Origin of the sequence: Pedobacter sp. W3I1 (assembly GCF_030816015.1) — a bacterium.
In the GTDB taxonomy this organism is placed as follows: domain Bacteria; phylum Bacteroidota; class Bacteroidia; order Sphingobacteriales; family Sphingobacteriaceae; genus Pedobacter.
On record NZ_JAUSXN010000001.1, the window covers coordinates 3,311,276 to 3,322,198 of the forward strand.

Genomic DNA, 10,923 nt, shown 5'->3' on the forward strand with positions numbered 1-10,923 from the left:
TTAATTTTTGGATATGCAAGAGCCGTCAAAACTTAATTCCCAATAGGGAAATTCGAAAAACCATTATACTTATAGGTGGAATATTATTGCTGTTGTGGAACTGTAAGCAAATATTTCTACGCCCCTTCAACTGGAGCATTTCAACAACACTAAGTTGAACCAATTTGGCTTGGTTTAGGAACATTTCAGTAAGAAAGAAAAAATTCTGACAGCGCTACGCTGCATGTTCAGGCATATTTCTAAATACTTCGCCATCTAATTCGCACCCTCCTTTTGCATGTTGAGGATGTTTAGCATCAATTGTTGGGTCATTTTGATTAGCGTTAAATTTTGGTCTACCCCATTGTTTGAAAAAGAATGCCACGTTATTTTCTTCACAACGATTCTTCACAAAGTCAATCCATTTTTTTTCTAAAGGCCTAGCTTTATGTCCTGATTCCCCACCTACAATTACCCAATCTATGCTCCCTAAATTTAATGTGATTACTGGACCAATAAGTGGTTCAATCGACAAAAACTTTACTTTTGCTCCAGTTGTAGAAAGATCATCTATACGGTAGGTATAATCCTCGTTTTCGACCGATACTCCCATCCATATATTTGGAGTCCAATTTAACAAATTTGAAATTTCTGCTAGCCTTTCGGACCTTTTAGTCAAGACCTGATATATATGTTGAGGTGTATGATTCATCACAGAAAAAACCGCTTTTATAAAATCTATCGGCACATCTGGGTGAAATAAATCACTCATCGAATTAACAAATACAATTTTCGATTTTTTCCAACTAAAAGGAATATTTAAAGTATCTGGATGAATTCTAATTTTGAATCCATCTTTATACTTTTCTACGCCCATTGCGGTCAATCGCTTTGTCATAGATTCTGCGTAACAGAACTTGCATCCAGGACTTACCTTAGTGCAGCCTGTTACTGGGTTCCAAGTTAATTCAGTCCATTCAATATTTGATTGCGCCATTTTATTTAAATTTTAATTTTAATACATTGGTTTTTTCTTTGAAATTAGTGTAGGTTAAAAAGAAATGCCTTGTATCTGGTAACAAATCTAAGCTTTCATTATATATCGTCAAAAGAGAATCTTTCTTCCAATTGGTAAGAATCGAAACAGCGTCTTTCGGCAAAAACTGGTTTTTTAAGATAAAAACGTATAAATCAGTATTATTGATATATGGATTCTCTTTTATGTGTAGCTTTAGGATCGCTTCAAGTTTAGTTTTAGTATTAAAAGTATCAACCTCTTGAAGTTCACTTTCAAACAAGGAAGGCATTGAATATTTTATATTGAAACCTTGTCCAAGGGAATCGTTTTTCCACTTAGCTTGTAAAAATTTTTCTAATCCATAGATATGTGGACCTATGAAAAATAAAGCGTAGTGATTTACATGATCTCTTTTAATGTAATATGAGGAGCTATAAAATGTGTCATTAAAACTAAATGCTAATCTAATCTCGTTAATGTAATCATATATGTTATCAGCATTAGAAGATCGAATTTTAGAATTTTCAGGAAAAAACTCAAAAATAAATCTTCGCAAATGATCATAACATTTCGAATCAACATCATTTTTTGCAATCTCTGAAAAACGATAGAGATTAGAAACTGGCAAAAACAATATAACCTCAGTTCTTCTATTTGAAATTAATCCCTCAAGGTTATCTTTAGTGATATCTGAATAACCATAAGGGTCAACAAAAGCTAAGTTTCTGTGTTTTTTAGGAAATGTATTTGTTTCTTCTTTTACAAACTGAAACATTTTACCAGCAGTCAAATTGAAAGATCTAGTGGTGAAGTTTTCATCCTCAAGATCTTCTAATAGCTGCCCAACAAATTGTGATTTATCAATATCTAAATCATTTACCGTTAATGAAATCGGAGTTGGTTCAACCCCTTTACTTTCAAAAAGCACTATGTTTTCATTAATACACCGTGCTGCAATCAACGGGCTACCTGGCTTTCCATCGTCATAAATTCCAGCACCACAGAATACGTCGTAGATATTAATTTTTTCAACAAATTTCGAATTAATTAAGACAGGTAGGTACTCATTTAAATAATCCCTATACAAATCCAGCTTCGCCTGACTATGAGGCAAAACTACATTTTTCACATTGATTTTAGCCATTTATTGAGAGTGTTAGTTATTTTTAAAATATAAATATATTAAAAATACGACAGTGTTTCCTAATCAAGTAAAAAGCAATAGCAATTATCAGGTTTAATTTTTCACAATAAAATAATACTAATTATCGAATTATTATGCGTAAAGGCTGTATCAAAATTTATAGTAAAATTGACTGCATTAAATCTGTATTTTAGAATTTAAAATAATTTAAAAAATATGGGCCATGATAAAGAATTAGAACAAATTATGAAAATCTTAAAGGATTTCGGAGCAAGAAAAGAAAGAACTTAGAGAAAGTTGGGTCGGGCAACAACAAGGGGTTATAGATCAAAAAAAGGATCATCATGAAGGAACCCAACCAATAAGAGTTCTACAAAATATGCTGGTTTATATGTTTGGAAACACATATCCAGCTTTTAAAGACAAACTTCAAGCTATGGTAGACAAAGGTAAGCTGAATCCGCTAATTAATATGACCTACGCTCAAGAATCAATAAAGCAAGATCATCGAATTAATTCACCTCGGGTAAATGCGGAAAATAGGCAGATTATGCTACATGAGTCATTTTTGTCCTATTTATGGTGTATATCTTACACGCTATACATTGAAACTATTGATTATCCTAAAATTAATAAAAAAGAAAAGAAGGAAGTTTATAAAATAAATGAAGATGAAATCGCTAAAGCAAGAGAACTCTTTGCATATGGAAAATCCCTGATTGCATTTTATTCTGTTTGGGATAAGGATAATTTGCCAAATCCTGAAAAATATTTAGCAGAAAAAAGAAATTACATTGAGCAATCCAATATTTGTTACACTGAGGCGATGAAATTCATCCTCGCAGTAAGTTGCGGATCTATCTCCATCATTTTCCCCTCATGAACTCACACATTTAGAAAAACACATAGATCAACTTGAAGCGGATACGCCAAATTCTCATTATCTAAATTTCGAAATTGAAGCTGATGAGGAGGCCATAAGCCATACCCTGAAAGGTGCCCCAGTTATGGGCGATATTTTCGTGAAAGTTGGAATAATCGTTGGGTTGCTATCAATGCTTTATTTCAGTGCGAATACGACCGGGGTTAGACATCCAAATGTTGAAGACAGAATAACCAATGCACTCGAATCAATTAATATTGATGATGAACATATTTGCTGGGATATTGCATGTATTGGTTTATCGCTTTGGGAGGAACAATTTGATCTACAATTTGATTGGCTCGAGGTACCTGAGTCACCTAAATTTCAATATTCTAATTTGATTCAACAGATAAAAACTAGAAAATAATAGATGGTTAATTTCATTTATTCATTAAGGGGCTACCTTGCAGATATTCAATAGCAATTTATGACTTGTTTGAATTTTGTAGATTACCAAAAATAAATGCCGAAGCAGTTCTGCTAACACGGCAGCCCAGCTAATATATCAGATTAAATTAGACAATACAAAAAGCCTGGGAAAAAACTTTGAAAAGTGATTTCTATGGCTTAGTGCCCAGTGCCGGAGTCGAACCGCCAGGGAATTAGTAATGTAAATTACTTTTAAATTTTAAAGAGAAATACTATATTTACACTATAGCAATTGCAACTAAAACGTATCAAAACGAAAGGCGAGCAATTTGGTAAGTCGCTTCTAAAAACCTTCCAGATAGCCATTAAACGCCGAAAAATGAACAAGGTTCACATCCCAGCGTGATCACAAGATGAGAAAGACTAAATAAATCGAATTCTTTCCCATTTTTGTTTCTAGCTTTTACTGCTACACCTCAAACTGCAAACCGCTTAGGTACTTATACAGCCCTTGTTCACTTTTGATGAGTTCCTGATGTGTACCGGATTCAATAATTTGCCCCTTTTCCATCACCAGGATCCGGTCTGCTTCACGAATGGTGGATAAACGGTGTGCGATAATGATAGAAGTGCGACCGCTCATTAATTCTTCCAGGGCTTCTTGTACCAGGCGTTCCGATTCCGAGTCGAGCGAAGAAGTGGCTTCGTCTAAAATTAATATTGACGGGTTTTTTAATAGTGCCCGGGCGATGGCAATGCGCTGGCGCTGTCCGCCAGATAGTTTTACCCCGCGCTCTCCTACTATGGTTTCGTAACCTTCCGGAAATGCGCTGATAAAATCATGTGCATTTGCCCGTTTAGCGGCCTGTATAATTTCTGCTTTTGTAGCCGTTAACTTGCCGTAAGCAATATTTTCCAATATCGTTCCGCCAAATAACATTACATCCTGCGGAACAATGGCGATCTGGTTCCTGATATCCGTAAGCGAATAGGCAGCGGCTGGTTTGCCATCGAACAGGATTTCGCCGCTTTGCGGATGGTAAAACTGCAGTATCAATCCTGCTGTGGTTGATTTGCCTGAGCCACTCGGACCTACTATGGCTATTTTTTGTCCGGCTTTGGCCTCGAAAGATACCTGGCTTAATACCGCTGCTTCCGGCCGTGAAGGATAGGCAAAATTGACCTGGTTAAAAGCAAGATTCCCCACTATTCTTTGGCTCGTCACCTGATCCTTTTCGTTTATGGAAACGGCTTCGCCCTGCTCTCCCAGTATTTCCAGTACCCTTTCGCTGGCCCCAACAGCCTTTTGCAGGTTGGCAAAAAGTTCGGGAAAACTGCCCAGAGAACTGCCGAGGAACATCGCATATAATGAAAACTTTAAAAGTTCGCCAAAGGTTATTTCATGGTGACTAACCAGCACACAGCCATAGCCGATTACCGCCAGTACACCACCAAAAACGCACAGCACTATAAAGGAAACAAACATGCCCCTGAATTTTGCGCCCCTGATGGCAATATCTGCTACCTCGCGGATGGTATTCCGGTAACGTGTGGCCTCGAATGCCTCGTTTACGAATGCTTTTACATTGGCAATACCCGATAAGGTTTCTTCGACTATACTGTTTGATTCTGCCATTTTATCCTGCGCCTGGCGCGAAATCTTTTTGATAAAACGGCCAAACAGCACCGCAAAGACAATCATCACGGGTAAGACCAAAAGCAGGGCAAAAACGAGCTTTTTCGATATAATGGCCATAAAAACGACACCGCCTACAAACAGCACCAGCTGCCGCAACAGCTCTGCAATGGTCGTGGTTAAAGTGTCCTGAACCTGTGAAAGATCGGCAGAGATCCTGCTGTTCAGTTCGCCTACCCTGCGGTTCGAGAAGAAATTCATAGGCAGGGTGATCAACTTGAAGTAGGTGTCGCGCCTGATGTCGGCCAGGGAACGTTCGGCTACATTGACAAACCATAATATTCTAAAATAAGACACTACTGCCTGTAATGCTAATACGGCAAAAGCTAACATTAAAATGCCCTGTATGGTGCCTGGCAGGTAATTGTTGGTGTGTTTGCCCTGTGCCGTATCAATTAAGGCACCGATAAAAGATGGAAAGGCCAGCCCGACCAAACTGGACAGGAATAGAAAACACAGCGCAGCAATAAATTTACCACGATAGGGTTTTAAATAAGTAAGCAAGCGGGCAACGTTGCCCAAACTTTCTCTGGTTATTTTTGCTTTTGCTAATTCAACGCCAGGTGCATTTCCGCTGTTTAACTGTTTTCTTGCCATTATTTTGATGTTGATCGTTGGGATTATTTCCTTTTTTAATGCCTATAGTAACACCAAAGAGGATTGTGATAGTGAAGACGGATCAACGTCAAAAATACTTTAAATATCTTTAGCTATTTAAGCAGGTTAGTTTGGTTATTTAGTCTGGTGATGGAAAATATTTAGCGGTTATTCTTCCAAAGCAACCAGATTTAAACTCTGGTACAAAGAGCTCTGCCGTATTAATTCTCTAGCATTAACAGATTCCTACGGAAAGGCCGTCATTGGGAGGAGGAACGAGAGTCCGCCCCGACTTTTTCCTATCGTGTGGACACATCTTTAATGTGCGGGTTTTTAGGCGTTATGCTGACCTGCTTTAATAATACACAGGTTTTACCGAAGAACGCCCGTCAATCCCAAGTGGCGGGAAATCAAAAAAACAGATGCAGAATAGAACAAATAGCACTACCAAACCTTAAACGCAGTGGTTTTGTGTTCATAAGCGCTGAGTCATGAGAATTGAACACAAAACAAAGTGCTGCTGTTTTTTTGATGAGCACGGGGTGGTGACGAGCCACATTGCCGGATTGACAAAGCGCTTTGGGTACTTTGGCGCTCCAAAGTACCATGCCCCGCGGCAAAGAGCGGAAAAATAAATAAATATTTGTTTCGAAACTTGATTTTTTTTTTAGAATCAGGGGTCTCTTAATAGCAGGAAAGATGCTGAAATAAATTCAGCATGACGATCGACCTAGGCAACCACGCTAAAAAAAAATTAAATTAACAGAGATGTGTCCACACGATAGGAATGTTCGGGAGAGAAATCTTTGAACGATGTTAAAGATCTCTCCACTGCGGTCGAGATGACGATACCTCAAACTGTAACCCTCAATCCAAACTTTTTTCTAAAAAATTCCTGGCCTCAAGATGATAAGGGCTTAAGTATTCCGTTTTCTCTGTGCCTTTGTGTTAAAAATTAAAAATGTACGTTAATATGATCCATGTTTTATCTATCAATGAAAGATTTCTAAAATTGGGCGTCATTTCGACTGGAACGCAGTGAAATGGAGAAATCTTTTTACAATGTTAAAAGATCTCTCCGCTGCGGTCGAGATGATGAAAGATTGCTTTCCCGAGGTCGGAACAGGCTGTCGGCTGAAAAAGGTTTTTCTCAATGACGATTATTCTCAGCCTGTTAATTACCGTTAAACTTCTCTATAGCTTCGGGTGTAACTGGTGTAAAAAGGTTCACCAGGTTGCCATCGGGATCTCTTAATAATAAAGATTGATTGCCCCAGGGCATGATGGTGGGTTCTTGTACGATGGCACCTTTTAAGGAAGCAGCGAGCTGATCGAAGCATTGCTGTACATCATCAACCCGAAATTCGATAATCACACTGCGGTTCTGTGCAGGCTGCGCCACATGGTTACCACCAAAAAACTGTAAAGTACGGGTGCTGCCAATGGCCAAAGTTGCGGTTTTGGTTTTCAGTTCGGCGAAATCGGGCGTGTACCTGGAGGCGGTTAAGCCTGTTACCTGTTCGTAAAAATTAATAAGTGCCTCTACCTGATCGGTAATAATGCGTGTTGATATTAAATTCATTGCTAATTGTTTTAATGATGCTGCAAAGTTATTGGGGCTTGTGACAACAGTTTGTCAGTGCTGATGATTTTTTTCTTTTCCTGTAAATATTTCTGAAGACTAAGCTGATGCGGAGCAAACTTAAAATCGGTTACAATAGCCGCTTCCATCCTATCTAAACGGGCAAAAGGCAATTGCGTCCAGTGTTGTTGCATACGGTAATAAAAGGCAAAAGGTTCAATCAACCTTTCCGAACTTTGATCCCTAACTTCTGCCCTATACTTGATGCGCATACATTAAATTCCCTTTACCCCGGGCTGCTCTGACACAGCCATACACCAACATTACCTTAAGATAACTTTCTATTTACCTTTTATTGAGCTATTGTTAACCTGCCAATCTGAAGTGACGCAAATCTTTGACGTACCTGATCTACAACGATGCCTTAACTCAACCAAAGCAAGTGCGAAGCAGCGTGCAGGCAGGTACACAGCAGGCCAAAAGCAAGCCTGGCCGGAAGGTGGCTTAAACGTGGGGTAAATGTGGCGTAAAGGTGTAATTGGAATTTTTTTTGGGGATTTTTAATCAGATGGATTGATTCGGGTGATCATCCGTTTTGATTAACCTAATATACTAAAATTATGGCTGTCAGGAATGGAATTATTAAAATTAATGAGTACATTGGTAATATGTATAGCAAACTGAAAGTCAACATTTTCAACATAAATACACCAATCTCTTTATTTGTTACTACCACTGGTGTTCTTTTAATCTTGTGCTGCTTACAATTAAAAGCTCAGACCGTTCAAACGAACGGTAGCTTAAGTACTGATATTATTACAGGTGTTCCTTTCTTACTTATTATACCCGACGCCAGGACAGGCGCTATGGGAGATGCCGGCGTAGCAGCTTTGCCAGATCAAAATGCCTCAGCCATTAACCCCTCAAAACTTGCTTACATGGATCAGCCTTATGGCATATCGATGTCCTATTCTCCCTGGTTAAGCAATTTAAAAGCAGACATCAACCTGGCTTTCCTTAGTGCTTATTATAAAATTGACGAAAGAAATACCATAGGAACCTCTTTAAGATATTTATCACTAGGTACTGTACAGCTTTTTGATGCCAATAGCCAGGATTTAGGGAACTATAGCCCAAATGAATTCGCGTTTGATGTTACCTATGCGAGAAAATTTGGAAATTTTTCCCTGGGGACTGCATTGAGGTACATCAGGTCTGACCTGGTTTCGGGACAACTCTCTACCGGAAGTTCAGGTTATGCCGGAAATGCTATTGCAATGGATGCTTCAGCCTATGTAAGGAAACCAACCATCATTTTTGGTACCGACGCCTTACTGGCATTTGGGTTGAACATCTCCAATATTGGAACAAAGATTGGCTATAACGATGCAGGGAATAAATTTTTTCTGCCCGCCAATATGAGACTCGGCGCGGCATCCACTTTTATTTTTAACGATGAAAATGAGTTTACTTTTTCCCTGGATCTCAATAAATTACTGGTTCCCAGCCAGCCGGTTTATAATGATGACGGAAAAATTATAAGCGGAAAGGACCCTAATGTATCTGTTCCGGCGGGAATCTTCAACTCCTTTAGCGATGCCCCGGGAGGTGCTGGTGAAGAATTAAAAGAGTTAAGTATCGGAACCGGAATGGAATATACCTATCATAAAAAGATTGCCCTGCGTGGCGGCTATTCGTATGAAAACCCTGAAAAAGGAGACCGCAGGTATTTTACAGTAGGCGCAGGCTTAAAGTACCAGCTTTTTGTGCTTGATCTGGCCTATATGATTGCAGGGGCACAAAATAGCCCCCTCGCTAATACCCTCCGGTTCACTTTAACCTTTAGTCCTGCGAGGAAATAATAAGGGTAATTGAGTGCAAGCACATCAATATTTAAAAATTAAATACCAGAACAGCAAACTAATCACATCTTTAAGTTTAAATAAAATGCTTTATAAATAATTTTTTATAGAATTTTATTAGTTAAAACAAAATACTGGAAACTTTTTATTTTGTTAAATTAAAATAAACCTTTGCTTTATTATAAATAGTCGTTATTATTTAATACCTTTACAGCATTACCAAATAGTTTAGAGCGTTCCAGCCCGCACCGATTTTTTCAGAGACATTCCCATTATCTCTAAACTATAAACTTGCAATCATTTCACATAATCATACACACCATGAAAAAATCAATCATCGCTATTGGAATTACGCTTTCCGTATTTTGTTTTGTATCATCCGGATTTGCACAGGCATCTGCAACAGCTGACGCTTCAGCAACAATTGTTACCCCTATCAGCATCTCTAAAACTGCTGACATGAATTTTGGGAATGTGGCTACCAATGGAGCGGTGGGTACAGTAGTCCTGGCCCCAGCAGGCACAAGAACGAGTACGGGGGGAGTAACCGTACCAACAACTGTTGGTACGGTTACCGCAGCTTCTTTTACCGTGTCGGGCTCAGGAGCTTATACGTATGCGATTACCTTACCTTCTTCAGTAGTCATTACAAGTGGTACCGATAACATGACGGTTAATACTTTTACCAGTACACCAGCGACCACAGGTACGCTTACCGCAGGTACGCAAATCATCAAAGTTGGTGCAACCCTAAATTTAGTAGCATCGCAGGCAGTAGGATCATATACTTCAGCGACTCCATTTACCGTAACTGTAAACTATAACTAGAACTTTACTTTTTTAATATACGGTCTCATCAACCGTTCATCGCCTATCGAAATTACTTTATGCTGAATAAAGCTGGAATAGTTATGCTCATGACATTCGTCCTGACCATAACGGTGCAATTGATCTATATACCCGGTATAATGGCTCAGGGCAACCTGGTCATTATGCCCCGAAGGGTACTTTTTGAAGATGCCAACAAAAGGACTCTCGAACTCAACATAGCCAACAATGGGACTGATACCGCAAAGTACCTGGTCTCCGTTATTCAGTACCGGATGCTTGAAGACGGCAATTTTGAACTCATCACAGTACCAGACTCCGGGCAGTATTTCGCCGATAAGAACTTCAGGTTCTTTCCCAGAAGTGTAGTACTTATGCCCAATGAGTCGCAAACCGTAAAGGTTCAGGTGATCAATACCAGTGGATTAAACCCCGGCGAGTACAGATCACATTTATACTTCAGAGCCGTACCCAATGAGAAGCCTGTTACCGAAAAATCACCTGATAAGCCACCCAGGTCCATAAACGTGAGTCTGGTGCCAACTTTTGGCATCGCTATTCCGGTGATCATCAGAGTAGGTTCGCCACTCGCTACAGTAAGCATTCTAAAGTCTGAATTTATCCTGGATGTTCAAAATGATCCGGTCTTAAAGCTGACGTTTAACCGAACTGGCAGCGCTTCCGCATATGGTGACATCAAAGTGAACCATATTTCCGAACAAGGGAAGGTTACCCCCGTGGGCCTTGCAAGAGGCTTTGCGATATATACTCCGATTAACACACGGCACTTCGCATTCAACCTCAACAAATCCCTGGGCATTGATTATCGAAAAGGAAAACTACAAATTCTATATACAACCTCATCTGATTCGAAGCCGGTCATAATTTCGGAATCATCGCTTAACTTATTGTAAAGCAGTCCG

General features: G+C 39.2%; 9 protein-coding genes. 4 read left to right on the forward strand and 5 right to left on the reverse strand.

What is annotated here, in order from left to right; genetic code table 11:
- Window positions 1-214 precede the first annotated feature (214 nt).
- Together QF042_RS13870 and tcmP are read right to left on the reverse strand one after the other, a co-directional pair.
- Window positions 215-976, reverse strand: a complete 762-nt coding sequence (locus QF042_RS13870; protein WP_307529322.1) for a DUF5131 family protein — start codon at window positions 974-976, stop codon at window positions 215-217.
- 1 nt (window position 977) lies between these two features.
- Window positions 978-2,141: a three-Cys-motif partner protein TcmP gene (tcmP, locus tag QF042_RS13875; RefSeq protein WP_307529324.1), complete on the reverse strand. Its 1,164-nt coding sequence runs from the start codon at window positions 2,139-2,141 to the stop codon at window positions 978-980.
- Window positions 2,142-2,532: 391 nt separating this feature from the next.
- Here tcmP and QF042_RS13880 point away from each other — a divergent pair, with 391 nt between their 5' ends.
- Window positions 2,533-3,024 carry a hypothetical protein gene (locus QF042_RS13880; protein WP_307529326.1) on the forward strand — a complete coding sequence of 164 codons (492 nt, stop codon included), beginning with the start codon at window positions 2,533-2,535 and terminating at the stop codon, window positions 3,022-3,024.
- A gap of 880 nt (window positions 3,025-3,904) precedes the next feature.
- On the opposite strand, the gene QF042_RS13885 is transcribed toward QF042_RS13880, so the two are convergent.
- The 3 genes from QF042_RS13885 to QF042_RS13895 all read right to left on the reverse strand — a co-directional run bounded on the left by QF042_RS13885 (window position 3,905) and on the right by QF042_RS13895 (window position 7,582).
- Entirely contained in the window at window positions 3,905-5,728 is a 1,824-nt protein-coding gene (locus QF042_RS13885) for an ABC transporter ATP-binding protein (RefSeq protein ID WP_307529328.1), read from the reverse strand.
- A gap of 1,174 nt (window positions 5,729-6,902) precedes the next feature.
- Window positions 6,903-7,310: a VOC family protein gene (locus QF042_RS13890; protein WP_307529330.1), complete on the reverse strand. Its 408-nt coding sequence runs from the start codon at window positions 7,308-7,310 to the stop codon at window positions 6,903-6,905.
- Window positions 7,311-7,321: 11 nt separating this feature from the next.
- Window positions 7,322-7,582, reverse strand: a complete 261-nt coding sequence (locus QF042_RS13895; RefSeq protein ID WP_307529332.1) for a hypothetical protein — start codon at window positions 7,580-7,582, stop codon at window positions 7,322-7,324.
- A 348-nt stretch (window positions 7,583-7,930) separates the two neighbouring features.
- Between QF042_RS13895 and porV the strand changes: the two genes are divergently transcribed.
- The 3 genes from porV to QF042_RS13910 all read left to right on the forward strand — a co-directional run bounded on the left by porV (window position 7,931) and on the right by QF042_RS13910 (window position 10,914).
- Window positions 7,931-9,172, forward strand: coding sequence for a type IX secretion system outer membrane channel protein PorV (gene porV, locus QF042_RS13900; RefSeq protein WP_307529334.1), 1,242 nt, complete (start codon window positions 7,931-7,933; stop codon window positions 9,170-9,172).
- A gap of 321 nt (window positions 9,173-9,493) precedes the next feature.
- Window positions 9,494-10,000, forward strand: coding sequence for a DUF4402 domain-containing protein (locus QF042_RS13905; RefSeq protein ID WP_307529336.1), 507 nt, complete (start codon window positions 9,494-9,496; stop codon window positions 9,998-10,000).
- Between the two features lie 59 nt (window positions 10,001-10,059).
- Window positions 10,060-10,914, forward strand: coding sequence for a hypothetical protein (locus QF042_RS13910; RefSeq protein WP_307529338.1), 855 nt, complete (start codon window positions 10,060-10,062; stop codon window positions 10,912-10,914).
- Window positions 10,915-10,923 lie beyond the last annotated feature (9 nt).